This is a genomic window from Streptomyces sp. 71268 (assembly GCF_029392895.1).
In the GTDB taxonomy this organism is placed as follows: Bacteria; Actinomycetota; Actinomycetes; order Streptomycetales; family Streptomycetaceae; genus Streptomyces.
The window spans coordinates 3,985,941-4,011,513 of record NZ_CP114200.1; the positions used below are offsets into that span (position 1 = coordinate 3,985,941).

The following is a 25,573-nucleotide window of genomic DNA, read 5'->3' on the forward strand; positions in this document are numbered from 1 at the left end:
GGCGCGCCCCCCGGGCGCCGCGGCCCCGCCCTCCGTCGGGACGCCCCGCACGCCGGCACTCCGCACCCCGGGACTCCCCACCCCGCCCGGCTCCGACTCCGGTTCCGACCCCGCCGACGTAGCGACGCCCGAGCCCCCGGGCGCGCGGCCCGGCCCCTGACCCGGAGCGGGTACGCGCGCGGGGCGGTGGCGCGCGGCCCGGGCCCCGACCGGCAGCGGATACGCGCGCGGGGCGGGTGCGGCGTGCGGGGCGGGTGCGGTGTACGGGGTTGGCCGGGCCGTACGAGAGAGACCTACGGGGCGCCGCCCCGCCGCGCCGAGGTCAGCCGCTCGCGCGGGCGGTGGGCTTGGCCCGTACGTGCATGCGCTCGCCCTGCCGACCGAAGATGCTCAGCACCTCGACGGGGCCCTCGCCGGTGGTGCCGAACCAGTGCGGCAGCCGGGTGTCGAACTCGGCCGCCTCCCCCGCGCCCATCGTCAGGTCGTGGTCGGCCAGCACCAGGCGCAGCCGCCCGGCCAGCACGTACAGCCACTCGTACCCCTCGTGGGTGCACACGTTGGGCGTGCTGCGGCTGGCGGGCAGGACCATCTTGAACGCCTGGAGCGGGCCGGGCTGCCGGGTCAGCGGCAGCACGGTGTTCCCGTGCGCGCGGCGCGGCGTGAGCCGTACCCGCGGGTCGCCGACCTCGGGCGCGCCGACCAGTTCGTCCAGCGGGACCTGGTGGGCCTGCGCGATCGGCAGCAGCAACTCCAGGCTCGGCCGACGCTGTCCCGACTCGAGCCGGGACAGCGTGCTCTTGGAGATCCCGGTGGCCTGCGCGAGCCCGGACAGCGTGACGCCACGCTCGGTACGCAGCCGCTTGAGCCGGGGACCGACCTCGGTGAGGGCCTGGGCGATGGCGGGTGAGTGTTCCACACCGCCATTGCACCCCACCCGTCCCGGAACCGGCAACGGTGTTTGCCGAAGCCGCACGCGTCGGGGGCCGGTCACGCGTGCTCCACGGCCACCCACCGGAACCGACCCGGGCGCCGCCCGGCGGCCGTCCTCTCGCCCGGCGCGATCCCGGAGCCGCCCCGCCGCTCCCACGCTTGAACCCGCCGGGCGCGGGGCACTCGATGGAGACCGTGACGTGCGGCTCCGCACGCGGGCCCCGACCGCCCGACCGATCACCGGGCGGGCCCGCGTGGCGGACTCGTACGCGACACTCGGACCGATGATGGGGGACACACATGCACAGTGACCTGAACGACGAACTGCGTTCCAGAGCGGGCGTGTTCACCGACGAGCACGAGGGTCTGTGGGTGACCGTCGACGCCGGGAACACCGTGGAGTTCGGCGGCGCGCGCCCCGGCGAACTGTTCCAGGCGGCGGCCGACTGGCTCGCCACGGACCGACGGTACGAGGTGCTCGACGTGCGCTGGCAGCACGCCCCCACCGACCCGCGCCTCCGCCTGGCCATCAGCCTGGACCGGGCTCCCGACGCCCGTCCCGGCGGCTGACCCGGCCCCACTGACCGTGCCGCCCGCCCCCCGGCCCCCGGAGTAGGCACCCCCGAGCACACCCACGGCACCCGTCCGCCCTGCCGCCCCACCCACACCCCCACCGGCCCGGCCCGTATACCGTCGGAACCCGGAACCCGGAACCCGGGGCGCGGACAGGCAGGCAGGGCGGACGGGTGGGCTGGGACGTGGCGCGGGAGCGGGGAGGGCGGGACGCGGTGGGGTATGACGAGTTGGTCGCCGACGGGTTGACGACACCGTTCGAGGGATGGGACTTCGGGGTGTTCCGGGGGCGGTACGCCGAGCGGGGCGATGCCGACCTGCCGTGGAGCTATCCGCGGCTCGTGCGCGAACGCCTGCCGGGCGCGGGCGCGCTGCTCGATCTCGGGACGGGCGGTGGTGAGGTGTTGGCCTCGCTGGCGCCGCTGCCCGCGCGGACCGCGGCGACCGAGGGGTTCGCGCCCAACGTACCGGTGGCGCGCGAGCGGCTCGAACCGTTGGGGATCGAGGTGGCCGAGGTCGGCGACGACGATCAACTGCCGTTCGGTGACGCCTCGTTCGACCTGGTGATCAGCCGGCACGAGTCGTACGACCCTGACGAGGTCCGCCGCGTGCTCCGGCCCGGCGGCACGTTCGTCACCCAGCAGGTGGGCGGCGGGGACCTCGCGGAGGTCAACGAGGCGCTCGGCGCGCCCGCGCACGGTTACGCCGACTGGGACCTGGGCGCCGCCACCGACCAGCTCACCGCCGCCGGCTTCACCGTGACCTGGCAGGACGAGGCTCGGTTGCCGGCGGCCTTCCACGACATCGGGGCGCTGGTGCTGTTCCTGCGCATCACCCCGTGGCACGTCTCCGACTTCAGCGTGGAGCGGTACGCCGAGCCGCTGCGCGCCCTGCACGCCACGATGAGCGCGGGCCGGCCGTTGGCCGCCCACTGTCACCGCTTCGCGCTGGTCGCCCAGCCGTAGTGGGGAGTGCCCGGCCGTCGGCGGGGCGGGTACGTACGTGGCGGACGCCGGACCCGTCCGGAGCCGGCCGGACCCGTCCGGGGCCGGCCGGACCCGTCCGGGGCCGGCCGTGGCCGGGAAGCCGAGACGCGAGGGAGGCCGAAGGTGCCGGGAGAGAGGTCGCGGACGAACGTGTCCGACGAGCACGCCATTGGGCCGATCGATCGGGCCTTCCTCGCGCTGGCCCGTCAACACCAGCCGACCACCGGGTTCTTCCTCGACTTCGCCGGGCCCGTGCCGGACCCCGACGCGCTGGCGGAGCGGGTGCTCGGGCGCGCGGCCGGGTTGCCCGCGCTGAACCTGCTGCGCCCGGGCGGACGGGCGCGCCGGTGGCGCCCGCGTACGGCCGACTTCGACCCGGGCGTGCACGTGCGCCGGCGCACCGGCCTGGCCGGCCCCGACGCGCTGGCCGACGCGACGAGCGCGCTGCTCAGCCACCCGCTGCCGGGCGACGAGCACCCACCCTGGGACCTGTGGCTGCTGGACGGGGCAGCCGAGCGGGGTGGCGCGGCGGAGCGGGATGGCGCGGCAGGGCGGGATGGCGCGGCAGGGCGCGTGGGGGCGCGTGGGGGGTTTCGGCTGGTGCTGCGGGTGCACCACGCCGTGCAGGACGGGGTGGGCGCCGCGCACTCCGCGCTGGCCCTGCTCGGCGACGCCGCGGCGGCCGGCCCGCCGCTGTACCCGGCGCGGCTGCCGAGGCCGGCCGGCGCGCTGCTGGCCGCGTCGGACGCCGTACGCCAACTCGGTCGCGTCCGCGACTGGCCCGCGCTGCGCGCCCACCCCGCCGGCCGCACCGCGTGGACCAGCCAGGACGTCCCCGTGGCGCGGCTGCGCCAACTCGCCGACGCGTGGCGGACCAGCGTCAACGACGTCTGCCTGACCGGCCTGGCGCGCGCGGTGCGGGCCTGGCGGCAGGACGGCGGCCCCGGCGCGTGCCCCGACCTGCCGGTGCTGGTGGCCATGTCCACGCGCGGCCCGGGCCAGCGGTACGCGCCGGGCAACCACGTGGTCGGCTACCGGCTGCTGCTGCCGTCGTCGGCGACCCGGCTCGGTGAGGCCGCGGCCCGGGTGCGCCGCCAGACCGACGCCGTGCGCCGTACCGGAACCCGCGACGCGCGCCGGCTCGCCGTGCGCGCGGCCCCGCACCGGGCCGGCGAGTGGGCGATGGGCTATGTCAGGAACGCCGTGCCGGTCGGGGTCAGTTCGGTCACCGTCGCCGACGAGGAACTGACCTGTCTCGGCGCCCGGCTGACCGGGGCGTCCATGTTCTACGACGTGCACGACGGGCTGCTCGGCTACGTCTCGTTCACGCGCGCGGGCGGGGTCGTACGGTGCGGCGTCGTGTACGACGCGGCACTGCCCCGCGCCGCCGACCTGGCCCGCCACTGGCGGCGGGCCCTCTCCCCCGACCCGGCCGGGGCGGAGGCCGGGGTGGCAGGGGCCGCTGAGGCCGTCGAAGGCGCGGGGGGCGCGCGGCCGGGGACTCCGGCGTAGGGCGATGCCGGCGCGGCCACGGGTCACCGGACACCGACGCCCGCCGGCCACCACCCCAACACTTAGCCCTTGCGCTTACCATCGCCGGGCCCAATACTTAGCCTCATGGCACAGTATTCGGCGCCGCTGGACGGCGTGCTCGTCGCCCTCGCCGACCCGACCCGGCGCGCGGTGATCAGGCGCCTCGGCCACGGTCCGCTGAGCGTCGGCGACCTCGCCAGCGAGTTCCCGATGACCCTCCCCTCGTTCATGAAGCACGTACGCACCCTCGAGACGAACGGGCTCATACGCACGGTCAAGACCGGCCGGGTGCGCACCTGCGTGCTCAGCCGCGAGCGGCTCGCCCTCGTCGACGACTGGCTCGCGGAGCAGCGCCGGATCTGGGCGGAGCGCACCGACCGACTGGAGGAGTTCGTCACCAACCCGGAGGAGAACAGCCCGTGAACCCCGATCTCGATCCCCCGCTCGATCCCCCGCTCAATCCCGCTCTCGATCTCCCTCTCGACCCCGATCTCGACCTCGCGCTGGCGCGGGTCATCCGCGCCCCGCGCGCCACCGTGTGGAGCGCGTGGGCCGACCCGTCCCGGCTTGAGCGGTGGTGGGTCCCGGCTCCGTCCCGTTGCCGGGTCGACCGGTTGGAGCTGCGGCCCGGCGGCGCCTTCGTGACGCGGCTGAGCGACGACGGGGGCGCGTTCGTCCCCCACCTGGACGCCTGTTTCCTCGCCGTCGAACCGGGCGAGCGCATCGTGTTCACCAACGCGGTCGACGGCGCCTGGCGGCCCGCGCGCCCCGTCCCGGTCGCGATGACCGCCACCGTCACCTTCGGCGACCACCCGGAGGGCACGGACTACCGGCTGGTCGTCCGGCACGGCGACCCGGAGGCCCGCGCCCTGCACGAGAAGTTGGGCTTCGCCGACGGCTGGGGCACGGTCGTCGGCCAGTTGGCCGCGCTCAGCGAGGGCGCGGACCCGCGGAGCACCGGTCCGCGGAGTACGGACCCACGGAGCACCGGTCAACGGAGTACGGCGCCGGGGAGCACGGCGCCGGAGAGCGGGGGCCCGCGATGAGGATCAGCCTCACCGAGTTCGTCACGCTCGACGGCGTCAGCCAGGGCCCCGGCTCGCCGGACGAGGACACCAGCGACGGGTTCACCGCCGGCGGCTGGCTCGTACCCCACATGGACGCGACGTTCGTCCAGCGCGCCTCCGACTGGCTCGACCTCGCCGACGGCCTGCTGTTCGGCCGGCGCACCTACGAGGCGTTCGCCCGCGACTGGCCGGCGATCACCGACCCGGCCGACCCGTTCGCCGGGCGGATGAACACGCTGCCGAAGTACGTCGTGTCGAACACCCTCAGCGAGGGGAGCTGGCACCCCACGACCGTGCTCACGGGCGACCCGGCCCAGGCGGTCGCCGAGCTGAGGGCGCGACCGGGCCGGGAACTCCAGATCCACGGCAGCGCCCGCCTGGGCGACGCCCTGCTGGCTGCGGGCCTCGTGGACACGCTCCGCCTCGTCGTCGCGCCCACGGTCCTGCGCACCGGCCGGCGCCTGCTGACCGGCCCCGGCGCCCCGTCCGGCCTCCGCCTGGTCCACCACGAGGCGACGCCGAACGGCCTGCTGCTCCTGGAGTACGAGACGACGGGCCAGGCGCCGCTGGGCACGTACGAGGGCGTCGCCGCCTTCACCTGACCGCCCCGGATCGCATCGCCGGGGAGGCCCGGAGGTCCCCGGCCAGCGCGGCGGTGTGATCCGTACGGCGCGTGAGGGGGCGTGCGGCGCACTAGTGGGGCGCGCGATCGCCACGTACAAAGGGCGCGTGACTGCCGACGAACACGAACCCAGCAACGTCGCCGAGATGATCCACGTCAACCGCAACAACTGGGACGCCCGCACGCCCATCCACGTGGCCAGCGAGTTCTACGGCCTGAACGAGGCCCGCGACAGCGGCCACTGGTTCGCCGACTTCGAATGGCCGGACCTGGGCCAGCTCACCGGCCGCGACGTCCTCCACCTGCAGTGCCACCTGGGCACCGAGACCCTCGCGTTCGCCGAACGCGGCGCGACCACCACCGGGCTCGACTTCTCCGGCGCGGCCGTGGCCGAGGCGCGGCGCATCGCGCGCGACGCGGGCCGGGAGGTGACGTACGTGGAGGCCGACGTGCACGACGCGGTCGAAGCCCTCGACGGGCGGCGCTTCGACGTCGTCTACACCGGCAAGGGCGCCCTGTGCTACCTGCCCGACCTCGCCCGCTGGGCCCGCACCGTGGCCGCCCTGCTGCGCCCGGGCGGGTTCCTGTACCTGGTGGAGTTCCACCCGCTGCTCCAGTCGCTCGGCGCCGTGCCCGAGCCGGGCGAGCAGCACCTGCGACTGCGCCAGGACTACCTGGGGGGCCGTGGGCCGCTGCGGGTCGAGGTGGCCCACACGTACACCGACGGCCCGCCGCTCGCCGAGGCCACCACCTGCTACGAGTGGCGGCACGGGCTCGGTGACATCGTCACCGCCCTGCTCGGCGCCGGCCTGGCCATCGAGGTGCTGCGCGAGACCGAGCTGCTGCCGTGGCCGCGCTTCGCGGGCATGGTGCCGGCCGACGGCGGCTGGTGGCGGCTGCCCGACCACGACCCGAAGGTCCCGCTGATGTTCGCCCTGCGGGCGCGTACCACGCCGTAACCCCGTTACCGCTACGGCGACTTGCCGGCGTCCGGGCTTCGCGCCCGGGCGCCGGGACGCGCCAGGCAGCGCGCCCGTTGCCGGGTGTTGCCGGCCCGGCGGTGCGCGCCGTGCAACGCCCGGGCCCTGCGCCAAGCTGTGCGCGTGGGTTCGGCGGCGCGCGCCGCGACCGCCGCTTGGGGCGGGGAGGGGCCCCGGACACCCGCAGGGGGAAACCATGGGCGAACTGCGCCCGCTGGCCGACGACCTGAGCGACGAGTGCCGGCAGTTCGCCGTCATGCTCCGCGAGCTGTTCGCCGGCCTCGGAATCTCCGTACGCCGCTACGCCGCCCGCCGCTACCGCGACCCCGGCACCATCTCGCGCTACCTCAGCGGCACCCGCGTACCGCCGTGGGAGTTCGTGCTCGACCTGCTCACCGACCTGGCCGCGGCGCGCTCCGTGCCCACCACGCCGGACGCGGTGGAACTGCTCCGCGAGCGGCACCGGGCCGCCATCCACACCAGCGGCTCGGTCGGGCACGCCGTCGAGGTGTTGCAGAACCAGCTCGCCGACGCCGACCGCGCGGCGCGCAGCGCCACCCTGACCGAGGACGCGCTGGGCCGGGCGCTGCTTGAGCGCCAGCACCGGATCGCCGACCTGGAGGTGCGGCTCGGCCAGTTGGAGGCGGCGTGGGCGGCGGAGCGGGCCCGGGTCGAGACGCTGGAACAGGAGTTGGCCTGCCCCGACCACGACCGCGAACAACTCCTCCACGAGCAGGACCGGTTGCGCCAGGAGGTACGCCGTCTCACCGACGAGTTGGAGGAGGTACGCCGCCGCGGCATGCTCGCCGAGGACCGGTGCCAGCTCCTGGAGCGGCAACTCGCCGCCGTGGAGGCGCAGGGCGTGGCCTCCGGCGAGACGGACGAGGCCGACGAGGCGGAGTCGGTCGGCCTCTCGGCCCTCACCAACGCCCCGCCGTACGCCACCGCCCACGACACCTCCGGTCGGACCGCCACCACCGCCACCACGGCAACCGCCGCTACGGCTGCCACCGCCACCGCCGGTCGGGCCACCGCCACCGCCGGTCGGGCTGGCGCGGCCACGACCACCACCGCCGCCGCCGGCAGGACGGCCCAGCACCCGGCGGCGGCCTACCCGCCGCCGCCCGCCGCGGCGGCCCGGGGCGCGGGGCCGCGCCCGAAGATCCTCATCGTCGACGACCAGCGCGACAACCTGCTGGCCATGGAGGCGGTGCTCGCCACCCTGGGACAGGAACTCGTCGCGGCCACCTCGGGGCGGGAGGCCCTGAGGGCCCTGCTCGACCACGACGACTTCGCGGTCATCCTGCTCGACGTGCAGATGCCGGAGATGGACGGCTACGAGACGGCGGCCCAGATCAAGCGCCGTCCCCGCAACCGCGACATCCCCCTCCTCTTCCTCACCGCCATGGGCGCCGACCCCGAACACTCCTCACGCGGTTACGCCGCGGGCGCCGTCGACTACATCGCCAAGCCGGTCGACCCGTGGGCGCTACGGGCCAAGGTCTCCACCTTCACCGAGATCTTCCTGGAGCGCCGCCACTACTCCCGCCACGCCACCACCCCGTACACCGGATTCCCGAACTCCCGATTCTCCGACTTCCGGCCCATCCCCTGAGAAACCCCGTCCCTTCGGCATCCGCCTCAGCGTTTCTCCTTTTCCGGCGCCTTCTTTCTTTCACCGCGTGGGAATGGCCCTCGCTTGCGCACGAGGGCCGCGAAAGTGCGGGAATGCCGGGGCCGTGATTTTCCGAAGGGAGAGAGCGCCGAAAGACAGGCGTGCGGAGCCACGTCCGAGCGGGAATGCGCAGCGGGCGGAAATGTGGTCCGGTGACGGTCGGCGGGGGGCGGCGCGGTGACGGGGGGCAATGGTGGGCCAGGGCACGAACGGGTGGGGCGCGCGGTACGGCGCCAGGGGGGTGAGTGCGCGCCCCTGGGGTACGTAGGAGTGAGACCCCGTACGTATTTACGGAGTGCCGTTCCAGCCAATGTCGGTTCGCCGGCGAACGCTTTCCACGCCGCCCCACCGCAATTGCGGACGCGCGACCCAAAGGGGCGCGGCGCGGGCTAGCGCTGGTGGGACTGCCCGGACTCGTGCCCCGAGCCCTGTCCGGCCTCGCGGTCCGACGGGTGGCCGGACGGGTGCTGGGGCGCGTGCTCGGTGTGGGTGGCCGGCTTCGGCTCGGCCACCGGGTCGATGGCGGTGCCCGCCCCGTACGCGGTGCCGAACGTCGCGGCGAGCGCGACGACGTACGCGGCCACCTTCAGACCTGTGTGCATGACGGGCTCCCTCGGTCGCTTCTGAGTCGGTGTGCGGTCGGTGTTCTGTCGGTGTTCAGTCGCTCGGCGTGGCTGCCGAACCGGGCGTCCACCCTGTTGAAGGTACCCCCGGGGGGTACATAGTCAAGCGTCCGCGCACCCTTGCGTCTCGTACTCCAGGGGGGTATACCTGGAAGGGCAGGGCGATACCCCCTAGGGGTATTGATCCACGGCGGCGACAGCGTGCGCTGTACGGACCAGCGAGCGGGCGCGCGCCGATCGGGAACTCGGGAATGAGGAGCTAAGGGATGACCAGCACGGTGACTGAGCCGGCCGAGGTTGAGCTCGCCATTGGCGGGATGACCTGCGCCTCGTGCGCCGCCCGGATCGAGAAGAAGCTGAACCGCATCGAGGGCGTGACGGCCACCGTCAACTACGCCACCGAGAAGGCCAAGGTCAGCTACGCCGACGGGGTCACCGTGGACGACCTGATCGGCACGGTGGAGGCCACCGGGTACACCGCCGCCCCGCCCGCCCCGGCTCGCCCGCGCCCCGCCGCGACCGACGACGGCGCCGGGGGGCGCGACGCCAGCGCCCCCGCGGCCGGCTCCGCGCCGGCACGCGCCCCGGGGAGCACCGGCGGCGAGGGCGGCGACGGCGGGCCCGACCCGCTCACCCCGCTGCGCCAGCGGCTGATCACCGCCGTGGTGCTCGCCATCCCGGTGATCGCCATGGCGATGGTGCCGGCCTGGCAGTTCGAGAACTGGCAGTGGCTCTCGCTGACCCTCGCCGCCCCCGTCGTGACGTACGCCGCCTGGCCGTTCCACCGCGCCGCGTTCACCAACGCCCGGCACGGCGCGGCCACCATGGACACGCTGATATCGGTGGGCACCGGGGCCGCGTTCCTGTGGTCGGTGTGGGCCCTGTTCTTCGGCACCGCTGGCACCCCCGGCATGACGCACGGCTTCGAGCTGACCATCGAGCGCACCGACGGCTCCGGCAACATCTACCTGGAGGCGGCGGCCGGCGTCACGGCGTTCATCCTGGCCGGGCGGTACTTCGAGGGCCGCTCCAAGCGCAAGGCGGGGGCCGCGCTGCGGGCGCTCATCTCGCTGGGCGCCAAGGAGGTCACCGTAGTGCGCGGCGAGCGCGAGGAGCGCGTCGCCATCGAGGACCTCGCGGTCGGTGACCACTTCGTGGTGCGTCCCGGCGAGAAGATCGCCACCGACGGCGTGGTCGTGGAGGGCAGCTCGGCCGTGGACGCGGCCATGCTGACCGGCGAGTCGGTGCCGGTCGAGGTCGCCGTCGGCGACGCGGTCACCGGCGCCACGCTCAACGCGGGCGGACGCCTGGTCGTACGGGCCACCCGGGTCGGCGCCGACACCCAGCTCGCCCGGATGGCCAAGCTGGTGGAGGACGCGCAGAACGGCAAGGCCGCCGCCCAGCGCCTCGCCGATCGGATCTCCGCGGTCTTCGTGCCCATCGTCATCGCCCTCGCCGTCGGCACGCTGGGCTTCTGGCTCGGCAACGGATCGGGCCTGACCGCGGCCTTCACCGCGGCCGTGGCCGTACTGATCATCGCCTGCCCGTGCGCCCTCGGCCTCGCCACGCCGACCGCGCTGCTGGTCGGTACGGGGCGCGGCGCCCAGCTCGGCATCCTGATCAAGGGGCCCGAGGTGCTGGAGACCACCCGGCGCGTGGACACCGTCGTCCTGGACAAGACCGGCACCGTCACCACCGGCACCATGACCCTGCTCGCCACTCACACGACGGCCGGCACCGACGAGGACGAGGCGCTGCGGCTGGCCGGCGCGCTGGAGCACGCGTCCGAGCACCCCATCGCGCGGGCGGTCGCCGCCGGCGCCGCCGAGCGCGTCGGACCGCTGCCCACCCCGGAGGACTTCGCCAACGTGCCCGGGCTCGGCGTGCAGGGCGTCGTGGACGGCCACGCCGTCCTCGTCGGCCGGGAGAAGCTGTTGGCCGAGTGGGCCATGGAGCTGCCCGCCGAACTCGCCGAGGCCAAGGCCGCCGCCGAGGCCGCCGGCCGGACCGCCATCGTGGTGGCCTGGGACGGGCGGGCCCGCGCCGTCCTCGAGGTGGCCGACGCCGTGAAGGACACCAGCGCGGAGGCCATCGCACGGCTGCGCGTCCTCGGCCTCACCCCGATCCTGCTGACTGGCGACAACACCGCCGTCGCCCGCTCCGTGGCCCGCGAGGTCGGCATCGACGAGGTGATCGCCGAGGTCATGCCCGAGGACAAGGTGGACGTGGTCAAGCGGCTCCAGGCCGAGGGCCGCTCGGTGGCGATGGTCGGCGACGGCGTCAACGACGCCGCCGCGCTCGCCCAGGCCGACCTGGGCCTGGCGATGGGCACCGGCACCGACGCCGCGATCGAGGCCGGCGACCTGACGCTGGTACGGGGCGACCTGCGGGCCGCGGCGGACGCCATCCGGCTCTCCCGGCGCACCCTGCGCACCATCCAGTCCAACCTGTTCTGGGCCTTCGCCTACAACGTCGCCGCGCTGCCGCTGGCCGCGGCCGGACTGCTGAACCCGATGATCGCCGGCGCCGCGATGGCCTTCTCGTCGGTCTTCGTGGTCGGCAACAGCCTGCGGCTGCGCCGCTTCCGGGCGACGAGCTAGCGGCCCCCGCGCGCGCCGGCGCGGCGCGCGCGACCGTTGGGCCCACCGTCAGCGGGGCCGGGAACTCTCCCGGCCCCGCTGACGCGTGAACGGCAGATACTGCCCGGCCCAGCGGCCGGCTAATCTTATGACCCGCATTTCATTGCGCAGGCGACAGTGCGACTGCTTCCCGTTATCCTCGCAACACGGGCCGTTACCCTTGAACGAGCCACGGGAACCCGTTTCCCATTCAGTTTCCCATTCCCTTCTCCATTTCGTTTCCCACTTCTTTTCGCATTCCCTTCCCAGTCGCCGTTTTTCCGTACACCAGCTCATCAGCCGCGCTTTTTCGCATTCCCACAGAAGCCCGACCCGCCCGTCGCGCCCCCCCTTTCCGCGCACGCCGGGGACGGCTTCACCGCAAGGCGCACATACGATCGCGAGGAGGGCCTCATGGCCATCATCCCCACGTCCGAGGACGTCGTGGCGGGGCAGAAGGCGTACAACCCCGCCACCCTGAAGTTCTACGACCTCACCGTCTACGGATTCACGTGCCCGGTGCTATGGAAGGTCCCCCGCCACGAACTACTGCGGCTCTACAACCGCAACATCTCCGCCGAGCACCTCGACATCGGCGTCGGCTCCGGTTTCCTGCTGAGCAAATGCACCATGCCGAGCGCCGACCAGCGCATCACGCTGCTCGACATGAACCCGCACTGTCTGACGCACGTCAAGCGCCGCCTGTCCCAGTACAAGGTGTCCACGGCGCAGGGCAACGTGTTGGAGCCCTTCCCGCTCCCCAAGCGGTCGCACGGCTCGGCGGCCCTGAACCTCATGCTGCACTGCGTGCCGGGCGACTTCGCCCACAAGGGCGTCGCCTTCGACCACGCCGCCGCGTGCGTACGCCCCGGCGGCAAGGTCTTCGGCAGCACCGTGCTCTCCCAGGGCGTGCCCGTCACCAAGGCCGCGCGGGCCGCCATGAACCGCCTCAACGCCAGCAAGGACTTCAACAACCGGCACGACAGCCTGCAGGACCTCCGCCGCGAACTCAGCGCCCGCTTCGGCGACTTCACCCTCACGGTGCACGGCTGCACCGCGCTCTTCGAGGCCACGGTGGAGGAGTGAGCGCCCGCTCCTGACCGCGCGCGCCGTGCTGGTGCGCGGGTGGGACGGCGGGCGGATCGGCGGGCGAGCGGGCGGGACGGCGGGCGGATCGGGCGACCGGCGGGGCGTCGCTGCCGGTGGCGGTGCCGGGGGCCGGGGCAGATGGCAGGCGCCGGTGGCGGGGTACGGGTGGCGAGCGCCGGGCGGCCCGCTACTGCCGCCAGGGGTAGTCCGGGTCCTCGGTGATCGTCACCTGCTGGGGCTCGTCGCGCGGGAACGTCCAGACGCGGCCCAGGGAACTGGTCGCGGTCAGCGTGGTGTCGTCCAGGGTGACCGCCACGAACGGGTTGGAGTCGTCGCAGATGGCGAGCCACTCCACGGTGCCCGGGGGGCTGAGTGCGGCATGTGGGCTCTCTGGTTCCCCAGGGGCCCGCTCGTCCGTGCCCAGCGCGACCCAGCCGATGCTGCCGTGGGCGATTGACTCTCCTCCCCAGGCCCGGCTGCCGGCGTGGGTGTGGGTGGCCATCATGCCCAGATCCACCCAGTAGTTGGCGGTCCACTCGGTGGCACGCAGTCGCTCGTACCAATGCCACTCATAGGCGCGCGGGTTGTCCGTCTGATCGTGCGGGACCAGTCGCACGAGGTCCATGACGTGAAGAGAGCCGTCCGCGAACACGATGAAGTCTCCGTCGGGCGCCTCGCGAGCGCGCCACCGGCGCTGGATCTCGCGGGCGGCAGGCGTCAGGTCGGCATCGTCCATGTCGAGCATCGTGGCACCGCCCCACCCGACGGACCCGGGTGGTGTCCAGCCCTCGGACGGGAGCCCGGCCCCGTTCCTCCGCGGCCCGAATGGTCGCAACTCGATGACCGGGGCCGACCGCCCTATCCCGCCTCGCTCGTGATCAGCGCGAACTGGGCTCCGAACGGGTCGAGGACCATCGACATCCGGCCCAGGCCCGGGGCGTCGTCCGTGGCGGTCAGGGCGGTGCCGCCGTGGTGGACGGCGGCGGCCACGGCCACGTCGCAGTCCTCGACCTCGAAGTACGGGTACCACTTCGAGCGCAGATCCCCCACCTCGATCTGCGGTGGGAACTGCATGATGCCGCCGTGCGCGGCGTCCCGGCCGCCGCCCTGGGGCGCGACGACCGTGTAGTCGACCTCCGCCATCGGCGTCCGCTCGGCCTCCCAGCCGAACACCTCCCGGTAGAAGTCGACGGCGGCCTGCGCGTCCGTCGTGTGCAGCTCGGACCAGCACAGCGTGTTGGGTACGTTGACGGCGTCAATGCCCCTGGTGTCGCCGGGCTGCCAGGTGGCGAAGTCGGCGCCCGTCGGGTCCGTGAACTGGGCCAGGCGGCCGGCCGTGAAGACGTCCATCGGCTCCAGCCGGACCGTGCCGCCCGCGCGCTCGACCGCGCGGGCCGTGGCCTCCGCGTCCGCCGTCTGGAAGTACACCGTCCAGGCCGGGCTGGCGCCCTCCTCCATCAGCGGCCCGAGCCCGGCGACGGTCCTGCCGTCGAGTTGGAGCATCCCGTACCCGCCCGCGTCGGGCCCGGCCGACTGGAACTCCCAGCCGAAGACCCCGCCGTAGAACGCGGCGGCCGCCCCGGTGTCGGGCGCCCCGAGGTCGAGCCAGACCGGCGCGCCCGGCACGTAGTGAGTCGTGAGCATGTCGCTGGACCTCCGACGTCGTGTGAGCGTGGCCGCGCGGGGCGGTCGCACACCCTCCGTCCTCTCAGGATGGCAGCGACCATCGCCGCGCGCCGTTCGACGCGGTCCGGCCAGCCCAGCGCGCCGGGCGGGGCCGCGCACCCGCCGGGCAGGCCCGCGCCGGGCGGGCCCCACGCCGGGCGGGGCCGGCGCGGGTCCGGGCGGGCCGGGCGGCTACGGCGGGTGTGGCCTCACTTGCGGTTGTACAGCCGCATCGTGACCGTGCCGAATATCAGCACCAGCACGCCGGACCACCCCAGCGACCAGGCGATCTCCACGGCGGGCCAGCCGCCGTCCATCAGGTCGCGGACCGCCGACGAGAGGTGGGTCACCGGGCTGTTGTTGACGAACGCCTGGAGCCAGCCGGGCATGGTCTTGGGGTCCACGAAGATGTTGCTGAGGAAGGTGAGCGGAAAGAGCACCATCATGCTCACGCCCATCACGGACTTCTCGCTCCGCAACAGCAGCCCGAACATGGTCCACACCCAGGAGAAGGCGAACGAGAAGACCATCAGCAGCGCGATCCCCGCCAGCACCCCGACCACTCCGCCGTCCGGGCGGAACCCGAGGATCAGGCCCACGGTCAGCATCACGACCGACGCCATCGCGTACCGCAGGAGGTCGCCGAGGAGGTAGCCGACCATGGCCGACGGTCGCCAGATGGGCAGCGTGCGGAAGCGGTCGAAGACGCCCTTCTCGATGTCGGTGTTGACCGCGACACCGGTGTACATCGTGATCATGACGACGCTCATCACGAGGATGCCCGGCAGCAGGAACTGCAGGTAGTCCGTGGTGGAGCCGGCCAGCGCACCGCCGAAGAGGTACGTGTACATCAGCACCATCATGATCGGGAAGGCGGTGACGTCGAAGAGTTGCTCCGGCACGTGCTTGATCTTGAGCACGGCCCGCCAGCCGAAGGCCAGCGACGTGGACCAGGCGCTGGGCCGGGGCGGACGCTCCTTGGCGATCAGCACGGCGGTCAGGCTCTCGACCGTGACCGGGGCGAGTTCGTCGTCGCCCGCAGCGCGGGCGGGGCGGGTCTCGGTCGTCGGTGCGGTGCTCATGCTGCCGCCCCTTCCTTGCGGGTCGGGCCGCCGGAGCCGGCCTGGCCCCGGGCGTCGTCGGTCGGTTCGTCGGTCGGGCCGTCGGGGCGGGTCGCGGGGCGGTCGGTGAGGGCGAGGAAGACCTCGTCCAGGCTGGGCTGGCCGAGCGAGAAGTTGTCCACCGTGATGCCGGCGCTGGACAGCTCGTGCAGCGCCCGGGCCGCCTGCTCGGTGGCCCCGTCACCGTTGCCCGCGAGGCCGACGCGGGCGGTGAGCGCCACCGGGTCGTGGTCCAACTGCACCTGTGCGGACAGGTGTTGGGCGAGCAGCCGCTCCGCCTCCGGGCGCTGGTGGGCGTGGCGCAGCCGTACGTGCACCGACCCGGCGCCCACGGACGCCTTCAGCTCTCCCTTGGTGCCCTCGGCGATGACCTGGCCTCTGTCGATGACGGCGATCCGGGAGGCGAGTTGGTCCGCCTCGTCCAGGTACTGCGTGGTCAGCAGCACCGTGGCGCCCTGGCTGACGACGGCGCGCACGATGTCCCAGACCTGGTTGCGGCTGCGCGGGTCGAGGCCGGTGGTCGGTTCGTCCAGGAACAGCAGGTCGGGGGTGTTGAGGATGCTCGCCGCGATGTCGATCCTGCGCCGCATGCCACCGGAGTAGTGCTTGACCTGCTTGCCCGCCGCCTCGGACAGCCCGAACGCCGCCAGCAACTGCGCGGCGCGGTCCCTGGCCGCCGGCTTGCGGTGACCGAGCAGCCGCCCGAGCAGGACCAGGTTCTCCATGCCGGTCAGGTCCTCGTCTACCGACGCGTACTGGCCGGTGAGGCTGACCCGGCTGCGCACCGCGTCGGCCTCGCGCAGCACGTCGTGCCCGAAGACCCGGGCCTCGCCGCCGTCCGGGCGCAACAGCGTCGCCAGCATCTTCACGGCGGTGGTCTTCCCCGCGCCGTTGGGCCCGAGCACCCCGTACACCGTGCCGGCCGGCACGGCCAGGTCGATGCCGTCCACGGCGCGGGTCTCGCCGAACACTTTCACCAGGCCGGACGTCTCGATCGCCAGGTCGGCTCCGGGTTTGCTCATGGTCTTTCCTCTCGCACGGGCGGCTTCCGTCGGGGCTGGGGGGAGGCTGGTGGAGCGGGGTACGACGGCGGTCGGGGGCCGGGACGGTCCGGTCCTGGTGCCCCGCAGGAGCACGGGGGCGATTCCCGACCTTTCTGGGCAATTCATGTCAGTTACGTATAGCTATGGAGGGTCGCGGACCATTCCGGAGGTTCGGGCTGGCGCGGGACCCGGGCTGGGGGGTGGGGACGGCGTGACGTGGCGATCTGGGACAGCGAGGCGCGGCGGCGGTGTCGGTGCGCACCGACACCCCCGAACGCCTCCGGACCGCCGGGGGTGGCCTGGCGGTCGTGGGATGACATCCGCTCTGGTGTTCTAGTGCCGACGACTGTAGTACGGGGGTCTGACAACGCCCTGTCGATCATGTAACTGCCCAGGTCACAAGGGTCGTTGAGGCTTTCCGTCCGCTCGCCCGACGGGCCCGGCCACCCCGGCCCCTCCCGCTCGCCCCGACGGGTCCGCCCACCCCGGACCCGCCTCTCACGCCCTCGCCCACGCCCGCCGACCCCACCCCTCGCACCCGCCCCGGCACCCGCCGGCCCCGCCTACGCCCGGCTCACTCCCCGCCACAGGGCAGCGGCGCGTCCGTACCGCCGATCACCAGCCGCCGCGCCGCCCCGCCGCGCGGCTCGACCCACACCCGCAGCCGCCCACAGACGCACCGCGCGTACACCACCACGCCCTCCGTGGTCCGGTGCCGGGACACCACCCGCACCGGCTCGGCCAGCGGCCAGCCGCAGTCGGCACACCGGCCGGTGCCGGCGCCGGGGGCCGCGCCGAGTTCGGGCGCCGAAGCGGGGTCCGTCGCGTCGAGGTACGACCGTTCGGGGTCGCTACCGTGCGTCTGCTCGCCTGGGATCTCCATGCGCCCCAGGCTCCGCCCACACCCTCGTGCGCGTCCATCGCAAGTTTGAGCATGGAACCGTGTTGAATTTCCGCATGGTTGACTTGCGGCTCCTGCAAGCCCTGCGCGTGTTGCACGCCCAGGGCACGGTCACGGCCACCGCCCGGGCGCTGAGCCTCTCCCCCTCCGCCGTCTCCCAGCAGCTTCGCCAGCTCTCGCAGGCGGTGGGCGCGACGCTGCTGGTACGCGACGGGCGCAGGCTGCGACTGACCCCGGCCGGCCGGGTGTTGCTGCGGCACGCCGACGGCCTGTTCGCGCAGTGGGAGCGGATACGGGCCGATCTGGCCGACGAGGAGGGCAACCAGCACACGACCCTGCACATCGGCGGCTTCGCGACCGCGTTCGGGGCCCTCCTCGCGCCGGCCGCCAGCGCGCTGCACCGCGCGGCGCCGCCGCTGCGCGTGCGGGTCACCGAGACCGACACCGGCGCGTGCTACCAGCAGTTGCTGTCCGGGCGGATCGACATCGCCGTACTGACGCCGCTGCCCGACAGCCCGCCCGTGGACGACCCGCGCTTCGACCAGCAGCCGCTCATGGACGACCAGCAGGACCTCGTGGTGCCGCTCGACCACCCGCTGGCCGGCCTCGACGTGGTCGACCTGCCGCAGACGGCGGCCGAGACCTGGATCGCGCCCCACCACGACCAGCACCGGCTGATCGAGTCGCTGTGCGGGGCGGCCGGGTTCGCGCCCCGGACCGACCACCACGCCGGGGACTGGTCCTCGGTCCTGGCCCTGATCGCGCACGGTCTCGGCGTCTGCCTGGTGCCCCGGCTGGTCCCGCTGACCGCGCACCCCGGCGTCACCCGGGTACCGGTACGCGGCGACCCGCCGCCCTGCCGCCGGGTGCTCACCTGCGTGCGCAGCGGCAGCCGGCAGCAACCGGTCATCGCCCGCGCCCTGACCGCGCTCCAGGAACAGGCCGTCATCGCACGCCGGCTCGACCGCACGCGCCCGTAACCCGCCACCGGGGCGCCACCCCGTCACCCACCCGGCCGAGCCCACCCCCAGACGCACCGGTCACCCACCCGGCCGAGCCCACCCCGGAGGCGCCCGTCACCCACCCAGCCGGCCCCCGCCAGGCGAACTCCGTCGGCCGAACCCCGTCGGCCGAACGCCGTCAGGCGAACCCCGTCGGGCGGGCCCGCGCGCCCCGAGCGCCTCAGCCTCGCCCCTCGGCCCGCTTCGCCACGTACAACGCCCATCCCACCAGCGGCAGTTGGAGTGGCAGCCGGCCGTACGCGAGGGCCCGGAGCGGGGCTGGGCGGTGGCGCCAGTCGCGGGCCATCTTGACGTTGGCGGGGTAGACGGCGGCGAGGAAGCCGGCCGTGGCCAGGGCGCCGACGCGGCGGGTGCGTGGCAGGGCGACGCAGGCCGCGAGCGCGAGTTCGGCCGCGCCGCTCACGTGTGTCCAGGTGCGGGGGCTGCCCGGCAGGGCGCGCGGCACGATCGCGTCGAACGGGCGCGGCACCGCGAAGTGCGCGACCCCGGCGCCGGCGAGCAGGCCGGCCAGCGCGCGGGCGGTGCGGCACGGATCGGTGCGGCGCGAAGCGGTGGGGCGGGTGGCTGCCATCGGGGGCTCCAGCGGGTGAGCGGGCCACGGGGTCGGTGCCGGCGCCACCGGCCCACGGAGCCGCGACGGCGCGCCCGCCCGGCGCGCGGCGCGGCATGCGGGCGCCCGACGGAAGGTGGCCGTCCGCGCCGCGCGCCCGAACCTCAGCGCCCGCACAGACCTCTTCTTACTCGTAAGTAACCACATGCCGCGCCCGCGCATCAAGGCCCCCGCACGGCGATGTGCGACGGCACACGGCCGGGCCGCGCGAGCCACCCGCGCCAGCATGCGCGGGGACGGCCCGGCACGCGGCGGGGGACGGCGGCGGCCGAGCGGGGAAGACCACGGAGAGAGCCCGTGCGGGGGAGGCCGGGCGGGCGCGAGGACGACGCGCGCGAGGGAAGGGCGGCCGGACGGCGGGAACCGACCCCGGCGGCCGGGCCCGACAACGGGGCCTGCCGCACCCCGACGGGCATGCGCCGAAGAACGGAAAACCTCGGCAGATAAGCGGATTTGTACGGGCCATGCGCGGTGCGCACCACTCACCCGTACGGGTGACCGCGGGCACTTCGTATGAAATCTTTGTGCGACCCCCCATGGAGGACCCGAACTCATGAGCGCACGACGCCGCACCTCTTCCAGACCCACGCGGCCCGCACCGAACACCCCCCAGTCCGTCCACCAGTCCGCCGCCCACACCACCGACCCCGCCGAACCCACCGGTACCACCGGCCCCGTTGACGCCAATGACGCTTCCCACGACGCGGGCGTCGTCGGTGCGCGGCGCTCGCACCGGGCGCGGCGCGGCCACCGGGGCCGGGCCAAGCGGCGGCCGGTCTGGGTTCCGTTGGCCGTCGCGGCGCTGGTCGCGGGTGGCGGCGGCACGGCGTACGTCGCCCTCGACGGTTCCGGGGCGGGCGACCGTTCCGTGGCCGACGGGACGGGCCAGGTCGACCGGGTCCATATCGTCGAGAGCGCGAGCCCGGACGCGTCGCGCACCCCGGACGGTGCGGACCGCACGCCCGGGACGCCCGGACCGAGCCCGTCGAAGAGCGCGCGGCCGTCGTCCGACGCCGCCAAAAAGGCCGAGCGCGAGCGGAGTTCGCGTTCCGCGGGGCCACGGGGCGACGCCGACCGGCCCGGGAGCGCGGCCGGCGACGGGTCGGCGCGCGACGGCTCCGCCGACGACGCGAACGACACCGCGAACGACGCCGCGAACGACAAGACGGCCGACGGCCCGGCCGGCGGCACCGTCGGCAAGTCCCGCCCCGGCCCGGCCACCCGGCCGGGCTCCGACGCGGGCGCCCGGCGCGAGGGCCAGGGCCCGCGCGACGCGGGCCGTGGCGGCACCACGGCCGAGGTGTTGGCGCTGGTCAACGAGGAGCGGGCGGAGGCGGGTTGCCGGCCGCTGGCCGCGAACGGCACCCTCAACCGGGTCGCCGACACCTACGCGGGCGTCATGGCCGACACGCGGAACCTGTCCCACACCGGGCCCGACGGCTCGACGGTCGGCGACCGCGTCACGCGCTCCGGGTACGCCTGGTCCAGCGTCGGCGAGAACATCGCCCGTGGCCAGGCGGACGCCGACGCGGTCGTGGACGCGTGGATGAAGAGCCCCGGGCACCGCGCCAACATCCTGAACTGCTCGTTCCGCGACATGGGCATAGGCGTCGACCAGGACTCGGGCGGGCCCTGGTGGACACAGGTGTTCGCGACGGGCCGCTGACCCGCCCCCGCCCCGCTGACCCCCGAGCTGGAGCGGCGGCTCCGCACGACGGCCCGCTGACCGGGCCGCCCACCGCCCACCGCCAGCCGACTCCGCCAGCCGGCCCCCGTCCCCTTCCCGTGGTCGCGGGAGTCGCGGTGGGCGCGGGGCGGGCCGGCCCGGCACCGGAGACGGATGATCCCGGCACCGGAGCGGTGTAGGAGGATCGGGGCGAGGGCGGCGGCGCGTACGGTGCGGCGGCCCGTCCATCCGCCGACGAAGGGCCACAGCGTGGACAGCCGGGACGCAGTCGCCGACCAGCCGCAGCCGGGCGGCGCCGAGGGCGGCGCGCACGCCGCGCGCGGTGCCAACCGTACGGGCGGGACGGCGGACGCGACGTCCCGGGGCGCGACCGCCGAGGCCCGGGAGGAGGCGGCTACGCGGACCGCGACGGGGGCGTGGCAGGCGCGGGCCTGGTTGGCGCGGGCCTGGTTGGCGCGGGGCCTCCGGGGCGCGGGGCGGCTGCCCCAGGGGGTGGGCCGGTGGGTGCTCGCGGGGTGTGCCGCGCTGCTGCTCGCGCTGGTCAGCGTGGTGCTCGGGCACCGGGCCGCCGACGCGGACGGCTTCACGCCCGTCCCGCAACTACTCGCGTTCCTGCCCTGGCTGCTGCTGCCCGCCGCGCTCGGCCTCCTCCTCGCGGCGCTGGCCCGGTGGCCGCTCGGCTGCGCGTGGGCGTTGGCCGTACTCCTCGCGACGGGCTGGTTCCTCCAGCCGTACGAGGGCGCCGGGGCCGGCGGGCCGAGCGGGCCCGTCGTCGCCCGGCCGCGCGTGCTCTCCGCCAACCTGGAGTACGGCCAGGCCACCGACGGACTGCTGGCCGCGTTGCGGCGGGAGCGGCCGGACCTGGTCGCGGTCCAGGAGTGCGACCACCGGTGCGTGGCGGCGCTGGAGGCGCCCGCGCTGCGCGCGGCGTACCCGTACCGCAACATCGCGGCCGGCGGGCCGGCGGAGGGCTCCGCGATCCTGAGCGTGTACCCGCTGCGGAACGAGGCCGGGGTGCCGGGCTCGCTCGCGATGCCCGGCGCGCGGGCGCTGATCGCCGGGCAGTGGGTACGGGTGCAGGTCGCGCACCCGATGCCGCCAAAGCCCGGCGAGCTGGACGTCTGGCGCACGGAGCTGGGCCGGCTGCGCTCGTACGCCGAGCGGCGCGGCGACGCCCCCACCCTGATCGCCGGCGACTTCAACGCCACCCAGGACCACGCGGCCTTCCGCCGCCTCCTCGACACCGGCCTGCGGGACAGCGCCCGGCTCGCGGGCGTCTCGCGCACGCCGTCCTGGCCCACCCTGACGACCCCGCTGCTGGGCGCGCAGATCGACCACGTGCTGGTCAGCGACGCGTGGTCGGCCCGTACGGCCCGCTTCGTGGACCTGCCGCACACCGACCACCGGGCGCTCCTCGTCGACCTGGAACTGCACGGCTAGCGGCTGACGTGCCGGGGTGCCGGGGTGCCGCGCCGACCGTGGCCGACGCGCCGGGGACGGCGCGCCGACCGCGGCGTCCCCGGCCGTGCCCTGTCCGCCGGCTACGCCTTCGCCACCGGCTCCTGCAACTCGGTCACCCAGTTCTCCTTGCCGCCCTCGCAGTCGAGGTACAGCTCGCGGGCGTAGCCGGTGGAGCGGTAACCGTGGGCGTCGGTCCAGCGGGCGAGCGCCTGGGCCGTGGGCAGGATGGTGTCCATCGAGCCCCGGTGCACGATGGTCGCGGCCTGCTCGATGCCGGGCAGGTCCACCACGTCGAACGGCTGGCCCGCAGCGGGCTCCACCGCCACCTGGACCCCCGCGTGCACCGTGACCGCCCCCTCCGGGCCGGCGCCCGGCGCCGGCTCGTAGTACGCGACGGCGTGTCCCGTCGGCGTGACGCCGGCCGCCGCGAGCCGGCCGTGCAGCTCCTCGTACAGCGGGCCGATCACCGGGCCGATGTGCTCGGGCGCGAAGCTCTCCGCCGTACCGGACAGCTCGGCCAGCCGGACCGCCGGCACGCTCTTGAGCACCACTTCGTGGTCGGACATGGTTCCCTCACTCTCGATCGTCCGGAGCCTCGCCTCGATGCCGGCCAGCCGGGCCGCGTCGGCGGCCATCGCCGCCGCCACCTCGGCCCGCCGCAGCCGCAACATGCCGCGCAGCTCACCGACGTCCACCTCCTCGTCGAGCACGGCCCGCACCTGCTGGAGCGTGAAACCGAGGTCCTTGAGGGCGATGACGCGGTTGAGGCGGGCGAGTTGGCCCGCCTCGTAACCGCGGTAGCCGGTGTACGGGTCGACGTGGGCGGGGCGCAGCAGCCCGATGGCGTCGTAGTGACGCAACATGCGGACCGACACGCGGCCGTGCTTGGCGAAGTCTCCGATGCTGAACATGACGCCCTCCAGTGCAGGGCCTCACACGGTGTCATGGTCAAGGCCGCTCGCCCACGGCCCCTCCCGCATGTCCCCTGACCTGCGGCGCGATCCCGTGACGCACCCCGTGGGGGTTTGCCGGGCGCGCTGGCGGTAACCCGTTGCCGGCGTGAGCGACAACAGCGAGCACGGCACGGCCGACGAGCACGGCGCGGAGGACGCGAAGGGTGCGAAGGGCGCGAAGGACAAGCGATCGAGCGGCGGGCGGTCGCGCGGCGGCCGCTCGTCCGGCGAGACGCGCCGGCTACGGATCGGCGGGCACGCCTTCGACCTGACCCGGCCGGACAAGGTGCTCTTCCCCGACGACGGCATCACCAAGGCCGACCTCGTCGCGCACTACCGCGCCGTGGCCCGCCGCGCGCTGCCCGAGCTGCGCGGGCGGCCGGTGATGATGGAGCGGCACCCGGACGGCATCGGCGGGCGCCCGCTGATGCAGAAGAACGCCCCGGACTACTTCCCCGACTGGGTGCCGCTGGCGGAGGTCGCCAAGGAGGGCGGCACGGTCACGCACGTGGTCTGCGACAACGCGGCCACCCTCGCGTACCTCGCCGGCCAGGCGTCCGTCACCCCGCACCGCTGGCTCTCCCGCGCCGACCGCCCGGACCACCCCGACCGGCTGATCTTCGACCTCGACCCGTCCACGCCGGCCGACGACGACCCGGCCGCCGCCTTCGCGGACGTACGCTGGGCGGCGCACCGCACCTGCGAGCTGCTCGACGAACTCGGCCTGCCCGCCCGCCTGATGACCACCGGCTCGCGCGGGCTGCACGTGATCGTTCCGCTCGACCGCGCGGCGGACTTCGACACCGTACGGGCCTTCGCGCGCGAGGCCGCCGACCTGCTGGTGGCCCGCCACCCGGACCGGCTCACCACCGAGCCCCGCAAGGAGGACCGGGGCGACCGCCTCTACCTGGACACCCTGCGCAACGGTTACGCCCAGACGGCAGTGGCCCCCTACGCCGTACGGGCCAAGCCCGGCGCGCCGGTCGCCACCCCGATCGCCGCCGACGAACTGGACGACCCCGACCTGCGCGCAGACCGCTGGACCCTGACCACCATCGCCGACCGCCTCGCCGCCCCCAACCCCTGGCCGGCCGGCTCCCTGCGCGGCCGATCCCTGCGCACGGCCCACAAGCGGCTGGCGAAGCTGCGGTAGCGCGCGGGAGGCGCGCGGAGCGCGGGAGGCGCGCGGAGCGCGCGAGGGCCGAAGCGCGTGGGCCGGGGGGGGGGAACGCTGGAGCCGACGGGGACACGGGAGCCGGGGGGAATGGGGGCGTGGCCCCGCCCGCCCTCCGCCCTAACTCTCGCTCGGGTGGTACGCGCTGAGCGCCGCGAACGGGTCAGGCTCCATGCCCGGCGTGGGCCAGCGCTGCTCGGCCCGCCACCCGTCGCTCTCCGCGACCAGCGCGTTCCACAGCACGTTCAGCGGATGGTCGGCGGCGTACGTGGCGCGCTCGCCGCGCCGGGCGAACGCGCCGAGCAAGACCTCGACCGGCGGCCCCGCGTCGTTGACGAGGTCCACCACGCGCAGCCCCCGCGCGTACGCCGTCCGTGGGTCGTGGGCCGCCTGCCCGACGCCCGTCGTGACCACCATGCAGCCGTCGATGAGGCCCGAACGCAGCAGCTCGTAGCCGTAGTTGACGGTGTCGATCTCGGCCGCGACGGTGACCCGGCTGCGGAAGTCGGACCCGAACCACGCCTGGAGCACGCCGGCCATCAGCCCGCTGGTGGACACCACGAGCGGCAGCCTGCGCAACTCGCTGGCCACGACGGTCGGCCCGGGAAGCCGGCTGGCCGGCAGGTTGGTCAGCAGGGACAGACCGCTGCGCCGCCACTCCATCACATCGACGTCCGCCAGCGCCTCGTCCCGCCCCGGCCTGGTCACCACGCTGCCGCAGACCAGGTCCACCTCCTTGGCCCGTAACCTGCCCAGCACGTCGCGGGTGCGTACGTGGCCCACCTTGAGTTCCACACCACGGCGCTGGAACTCCTCGGCGACGCGTTCACCGGCGCCCGCCAAATAGCCGAGCGTAAACCGGGTCGTACCCACTTCGAGCGACTTACCGAGCCGCCGCCGCGAATCCTGGATACCGTCCAACCACTCGTCGAGCGTGCCCCGCGCCAATTCCACCAGCGCCTCGCCGGTACCGGTGAACAACACGTCCTTGCCGCGCCCCTGTTTCAATACCAGCGGTTCGCCGCACAACTCACGAAAATTCCGGTTCATGGTGTCGAGCTGCTTCTGCACACTCGACTGCTCCCGCCCGAGCACCCGCGCGGCCCCCAACGCCGTGCCGGCCTCCCACACCACGATCAACGTGCGGAGCTGGTCCATCGTCGTATCCAGCAGCGGCAACGGACTCCGCAACGGCCGACTCCGCCCATGAACCGAAGCCGACCCCCGCTGACTGGGTACG

The 25,573-nt window shown here is 74.5% G+C and carries 24 protein-coding genes; 14 read left to right on the forward strand and 10 right to left on the reverse strand.

The features are described from left to right. Positions 1–322: 322 nt before the first annotated feature. Positions 323–916, reverse strand: a complete 594-nt coding sequence (locus OYE22_RS15250; protein ID WP_277320922.1) for an XRE family transcriptional regulator — start codon at positions 914–916, stop codon at positions 323–325. Between the two features lie 314 nt (positions 917–1,230). On the opposite strand from OYE22_RS15250, the gene OYE22_RS15255 reads away from it, so the two are divergent. The 8 genes from OYE22_RS15255 to OYE22_RS15290 all read left to right on the forward strand — a co-directional run bounded on the left by OYE22_RS15255 (position 1,231) and on the right by OYE22_RS15290 (position 8,306). Then, complete coding sequence (locus OYE22_RS15255; RefSeq protein WP_277320923.1) at positions 1,231–1,500, forward strand: hypothetical protein; 270 nt, start codon at positions 1,231–1,233, stop codon at positions 1,498–1,500. Positions 1,501–1,718: 218 nt separating this feature from the next. Beyond that, complete coding sequence (locus tag OYE22_RS15260; protein WP_277320924.1) at positions 1,719–2,468, forward strand: class I SAM-dependent methyltransferase; 750 nt, start codon at positions 1,719–1,721, stop codon at positions 2,466–2,468. 171 nt (positions 2,469–2,639) lie between these two features. Continuing rightward, positions 2,640–4,001, forward strand: a complete 1,362-nt coding sequence (locus OYE22_RS15265) for a wax ester/triacylglycerol synthase domain-containing protein (RefSeq protein WP_277320925.1) — start codon at positions 2,640–2,642, stop codon at positions 3,999–4,001. A 105-nt stretch (positions 4,002–4,106) separates the two neighbouring features. Further along, on the forward strand, positions 4,107–4,445 hold the full coding sequence (locus OYE22_RS15270; protein ID WP_277320926.1) for a metalloregulator ArsR/SmtB family transcription factor: 339 nt from the start codon (positions 4,107–4,109) through the stop codon (positions 4,443–4,445). Then, complete coding sequence (locus OYE22_RS15275) at positions 4,442–5,068, forward strand: SRPBCC domain-containing protein (protein WP_277320927.1); 627 nt, start codon at positions 4,442–4,444, stop codon at positions 5,066–5,068. The genes OYE22_RS15270 and OYE22_RS15275 overlap by 4 nt, the downstream gene beginning before the upstream one ends. After that, positions 5,065–5,691 (forward strand): dihydrofolate reductase family protein, encoded by a 627-nt coding sequence (locus OYE22_RS15280; protein ID WP_277320928.1) that lies wholly within the window; start codon positions 5,065–5,067, stop codon positions 5,689–5,691. Before OYE22_RS15275 ends, OYE22_RS15280 begins: the two co-directional genes overlap by 4 nt. A gap of 127 nt (positions 5,692–5,818) precedes the next feature. Beyond that, positions 5,819–6,670 (forward strand): class I SAM-dependent methyltransferase, encoded by an 852-nt coding sequence (locus OYE22_RS15285; protein ID WP_277320929.1) that lies wholly within the window; start codon positions 5,819–5,821, stop codon positions 6,668–6,670. Positions 6,671–6,887: 217 nt separating this feature from the next. Further along, positions 6,888–8,306, forward strand: coding sequence for a response regulator (locus tag OYE22_RS15290; RefSeq protein WP_277320930.1), 1,419 nt, complete (start codon positions 6,888–6,890; stop codon positions 8,304–8,306). A gap of 449 nt (positions 8,307–8,755) precedes the next feature. On the opposite strand, the gene OYE22_RS15295 is transcribed toward OYE22_RS15290, so the two are convergent. Continuing rightward, positions 8,756–8,968 carry a hypothetical protein gene (locus OYE22_RS15295; RefSeq protein WP_277320931.1) on the reverse strand — a complete coding sequence of 71 codons (213 nt, stop codon included), beginning with the start codon at positions 8,966–8,968 and terminating at the stop codon, positions 8,756–8,758. 287 nt (positions 8,969–9,255) lie between these two features. On the opposite strand from OYE22_RS15295, the gene OYE22_RS15300 reads away from it, so the two are divergent. After that, positions 9,256–11,589, forward strand: a complete 2,334-nt coding sequence (locus tag OYE22_RS15300; RefSeq protein ID WP_277320932.1) for a heavy metal translocating P-type ATPase — start codon at positions 9,256–9,258, stop codon at positions 11,587–11,589. 432 nt (positions 11,590–12,021) lie between these two features. Beyond that, positions 12,022–12,693: a class I SAM-dependent methyltransferase gene (locus tag OYE22_RS15305; RefSeq protein ID WP_277320933.1), complete on the forward strand. Its 672-nt coding sequence runs from the start codon at positions 12,022–12,024 to the stop codon at positions 12,691–12,693. A gap of 190 nt (positions 12,694–12,883) precedes the next feature. Here the strand turns inward: OYE22_RS15305 and OYE22_RS15310 are convergent, their stop codons facing one another. The 5 genes from OYE22_RS15310 to OYE22_RS15330 all read right to left on the reverse strand — a co-directional run bounded on the left by OYE22_RS15310 (position 12,884) and on the right by OYE22_RS15330 (position 17,408). Beyond that, positions 12,884–13,432, reverse strand: a complete 549-nt coding sequence (locus OYE22_RS15310; protein WP_277320934.1) for a hypothetical protein — start codon at positions 13,430–13,432, stop codon at positions 12,884–12,886. A 122-nt stretch (positions 13,433–13,554) separates the two neighbouring features. Beyond that, entirely contained in the window at positions 13,555–14,340 is a 786-nt protein-coding gene (locus OYE22_RS15315) for a VOC family protein (RefSeq protein ID WP_277320935.1), read from the reverse strand. 230 nt (positions 14,341–14,570) lie between these two features. Beyond that, positions 14,571–15,443, reverse strand: a complete 873-nt coding sequence (locus OYE22_RS15320) for an ABC transporter permease (RefSeq protein ID WP_277320936.1) — start codon at positions 15,441–15,443, stop codon at positions 14,571–14,573. Further along, the gene (locus OYE22_RS15325; protein ID WP_277320938.1) at positions 15,440–16,504 is read right to left on the reverse strand and encodes an ATP-binding cassette domain-containing protein; all 1,065 of its coding nucleotides are present in this window, start codon (positions 16,502–16,504) and stop codon (positions 15,440–15,442) included. Before OYE22_RS15325 ends, OYE22_RS15320 begins: the two co-directional genes overlap by 4 nt. 595 nt (positions 16,505–17,099) lie before the next feature. Continuing rightward, positions 17,100–17,408 (reverse strand): hypothetical protein, encoded by a 309-nt coding sequence (locus OYE22_RS15330; RefSeq protein ID WP_277320939.1) that lies wholly within the window; start codon positions 17,406–17,408, stop codon positions 17,100–17,102. Positions 17,409–17,482: 74 nt separating this feature from the next. Between OYE22_RS15330 and OYE22_RS15335 the strand changes: the two genes are divergently transcribed. Further along, positions 17,483–18,406, forward strand: a complete 924-nt coding sequence (locus tag OYE22_RS15335) for a LysR family transcriptional regulator (RefSeq protein ID WP_277320940.1) — start codon at positions 17,483–17,485, stop codon at positions 18,404–18,406. Between the two features lie 202 nt (positions 18,407–18,608). Here the strand turns inward: OYE22_RS15335 and OYE22_RS15340 are convergent, their stop codons facing one another. Beyond that, positions 18,609–19,019 (reverse strand): hypothetical protein, encoded by a 411-nt coding sequence (locus tag OYE22_RS15340; protein ID WP_277320941.1) that lies wholly within the window; start codon positions 19,017–19,019, stop codon positions 18,609–18,611. A 592-nt stretch (positions 19,020–19,611) separates the two neighbouring features. On the opposite strand from OYE22_RS15340, the gene OYE22_RS15345 reads away from it, so the two are divergent. Both OYE22_RS15345 and OYE22_RS15350 read left to right on the forward strand, forming a co-directional pair. Beyond that, positions 19,612–20,724, forward strand: coding sequence for a CAP domain-containing protein (locus tag OYE22_RS15345; protein ID WP_277320942.1), 1,113 nt, complete (start codon positions 19,612–19,614; stop codon positions 20,722–20,724). Between the two features lie 501 nt (positions 20,725–21,225). Next, the gene (locus tag OYE22_RS15350; protein WP_277324142.1) at positions 21,226–22,185 is read left to right on the forward strand and encodes an endonuclease/exonuclease/phosphatase family protein; all 960 of its coding nucleotides are present in this window, start codon (positions 21,226–21,228) and stop codon (positions 22,183–22,185) included. Positions 22,186–22,286: 101 nt separating this feature from the next. On the opposite strand, the gene OYE22_RS15355 is transcribed toward OYE22_RS15350, so the two are convergent. Further along, positions 22,287–23,117: a MerR family transcriptional regulator gene (locus OYE22_RS15355; RefSeq protein WP_277320943.1), complete on the reverse strand. Its 831-nt coding sequence runs from the start codon at positions 23,115–23,117 to the stop codon at positions 22,287–22,289. A 289-nt stretch (positions 23,118–23,406) separates the two neighbouring features. On the opposite strand from OYE22_RS15355, the gene ligD reads away from it, so the two are divergent. Beyond that, positions 23,407–24,312 (forward strand): non-homologous end-joining DNA ligase, encoded by a 906-nt coding sequence (ligD, locus tag OYE22_RS15360; protein WP_277324143.1) that lies wholly within the window; start codon positions 23,407–23,409, stop codon positions 24,310–24,312. A gap of 141 nt (positions 24,313–24,453) precedes the next feature. Here ligD and OYE22_RS15365 read toward each other — a convergent pair whose 3' ends face one another. After that, complete coding sequence (locus tag OYE22_RS15365; RefSeq protein WP_277324144.1) at positions 24,454–25,491, reverse strand: LysR family transcriptional regulator; 1,038 nt, start codon at positions 25,489–25,491, stop codon at positions 24,454–24,456. Positions 25,492–25,573 lie beyond the last annotated feature (82 nt).

Excerpts from the sequence above, each read along its gene's own strand:
- OYE22_RS15255 (WP_277320923.1), top strand. The coding sequence starts at position 1,231 with ATGCACAGTGACCTGAACGACGAACTGCGTTCCAGAGCGGGCGTGTTC.
- OYE22_RS15270 (WP_277320926.1), top strand. The coding sequence starts at position 4,107 with ATGGCACAGTATTCGGCGCCGCTGGACGGCGTGCTCGTCGCCCTCGCC.
- OYE22_RS15280 (WP_277320928.1), top strand. The coding sequence starts at position 5,065 with ATGAGGATCAGCCTCACCGAGTTCGTCACGCTCGACGGCGTCAGCCAG.
- OYE22_RS15290 (WP_277320930.1), top strand. The coding sequence starts at position 6,888 with ATGGGCGAACTGCGCCCGCTGGCCGACGACCTGAGCGACGAGTGCCGG.
- OYE22_RS15295 (WP_277320931.1), bottom strand. The coding sequence starts at position 8,968 with ATGCACACAGGTCTGAAGGTGGCCGCGTACGTCGTCGCGCTCGCCGCG.
- OYE22_RS15300 (WP_277320932.1), top strand. The coding sequence starts at position 9,256 with ATGACCAGCACGGTGACTGAGCCGGCCGAGGTTGAGCTCGCCATTGGC.
- OYE22_RS15305 (WP_277320933.1), top strand. The coding sequence starts at position 12,022 with ATGGCCATCATCCCCACGTCCGAGGACGTCGTGGCGGGGCAGAAGGCG.
- OYE22_RS15310 (WP_277320934.1), bottom strand. The coding sequence starts at position 13,432 with ATGGACGATGCCGACCTGACGCCTGCCGCCCGCGAGATCCAGCGCCGG.
- OYE22_RS15315 (WP_277320935.1), bottom strand. The coding sequence starts at position 14,340 with ATGCTCACGACTCACTACGTGCCGGGCGCGCCGGTCTGGCTCGACCTC.
- OYE22_RS15320 (WP_277320936.1), bottom strand. The coding sequence starts at position 15,443 with ATGAGCACCGCACCGACGACCGAGACCCGCCCCGCCCGCGCTGCGGGC.
- OYE22_RS15325 (WP_277320938.1), bottom strand. The coding sequence starts at position 16,504 with ATGAGCAAACCCGGAGCCGACCTGGCGATCGAGACGTCCGGCCTGGTG.
- OYE22_RS15330 (WP_277320939.1), bottom strand. The coding sequence starts at position 17,408 with ATGGAGATCCCAGGCGAGCAGACGCACGGTAGCGACCCCGAACGGTCG.
- OYE22_RS15335 (WP_277320940.1), top strand. The coding sequence starts at position 17,483 with ATGGTTGACTTGCGGCTCCTGCAAGCCCTGCGCGTGTTGCACGCCCAG.
- OYE22_RS15340 (WP_277320941.1), bottom strand. The coding sequence starts at position 19,019 with ATGGCAGCCACCCGCCCCACCGCTTCGCGCCGCACCGATCCGTGCCGC.
- OYE22_RS15345 (WP_277320942.1), top strand. The coding sequence starts at position 19,612 with ATGAGCGCACGACGCCGCACCTCTTCCAGACCCACGCGGCCCGCACCG.
- OYE22_RS15355 (WP_277320943.1), bottom strand. The coding sequence starts at position 23,117 with ATGTTCAGCATCGGAGACTTCGCCAAGCACGGCCGCGTGTCGGTCCGC.
- OYE22_RS15365 (WP_277324144.1), bottom strand. The coding sequence starts at position 25,491 with ATGGACCAGCTCCGCACGTTGATCGTGGTGTGGGAGGCCGGCACGGCG.